Origin of the sequence: Streptomyces sp. SID5464 (assembly GCF_009862985.1) — a bacterium.
Classification (GTDB): Bacteria; Actinomycetota; Actinomycetes; order Streptomycetales; family Streptomycetaceae; genus Streptomyces; species Streptomyces chartreusis_D.
On the sequence record NZ_WWIQ01000009.1, the window covers coordinates 169,093 to 170,275 of the forward strand.

Genomic DNA, 1,183 nt, shown 5'->3' on the forward strand with positions numbered 1-1,183 from the left:
GGGTGGCTGGTCGTTGTTTGAGAACTGCACAGTGGACGCGAGCATCTGTGGCCAAGTTTTTAAGGGCGCACGGTGGATGCCTTGGCACCAGGAACCGATGAAGGACGTGGGAGGCCACGATAGTCCCCGGGGAGTCGTCAACCAGGCTTTGATCCGGGGGTTTCCGAATGGGGAAACCCGGCAGTCGTCATGGGCTGTCACCCGCTGCTGAACACATAGGCAGTGTGGAGGGAACGCGGGGAAGTGAAACATCTCAGTACCCGCAGGAAGAGAAAACAACCGTGATTCCGGGAGTAGTGGCGAGCGAAACCGGATGAGGCCAAACCGTATGCGTGTGAGACCCGGCAGGGGTTGCGTATACGGGGTTGTGGGATCTCTCTTTCACGGTCTGCCGGCTGTGAGACGAGTCAGAAACCGTTGATGTAGGCGAAGGACATGCGAAAGGTCCGGCGTAGAGGGTAAGACCCCCGTAGTCGAAACGTCAGCGGCTCGTTTGAGAGACACCCAAGTAGCACGGGGCCCGAGAAATCCCGTGTGAATCTGGCGGGACCACCCGCTAAGCCTAAATATTCCCTGGTGACCGATAGCGGATAGTACCGTGAGGGAATGGTGAAAAGTACCCCGGGAGGGGAGTGAAATAGTACCTGAAACCGTGTGCCTACAAGCCGTGGGAGCGTCGGAACAAGGCTTGCCTTGTTCTCGTGACTGCGTGCCTTTTGAAGAATGAGCCTGCGAGTTTGCGGTGTGTTGCGAGGTTAACCCGGGTGGGGAAGCCGTAGCGAAAGCGAGTCCGAATAGGGCGCTGTAGTAGCACGCTCAAGACCCGAAGCGGAGTGATCTAGCCATGGGCAGGTTGAAGCGGAGGTAAGACTTCGTGGAGGACCGAACCCACCAGGGTTGAAAACCTGGGGGATGACCTGTGGTTAGGGGTGAAAGGCCAATCAAACTCCGTGATAGCTGGTTCTCCCCGAAATGCATTTAGGTGCAGCGTCGTGTGTTTCTTGCCGGAGGTAGAGCACTGGATAGGCGATGGGCCCTACCGGGTTACTGACCTTAGCCAAACTCCGAATGCCGGTAAGTGAGAGCGCGGCAGTGAGACTGTGGGGGATAAGCTCCATGGTCGAGAGGGAAACAGCCCAGAGCATCGACTAAGGCCCCTAAGCGTACGCTAAGTGGGAAAGGA

The 1,183-nt window shown here is 57.4% G+C and carries 1 rRNA gene (cut by a window edge); it reads left to right on the forward strand.

Going from position 1 to position 1,183, the window contains the following annotated elements:
- Nucleotides 1-49 precede the first annotated feature (49 nt).
- Nucleotides 50-1,183, forward strand: a 23S ribosomal RNA gene (locus GTY47_RS09180) (it continues 2,301 nt past the right edge of the window).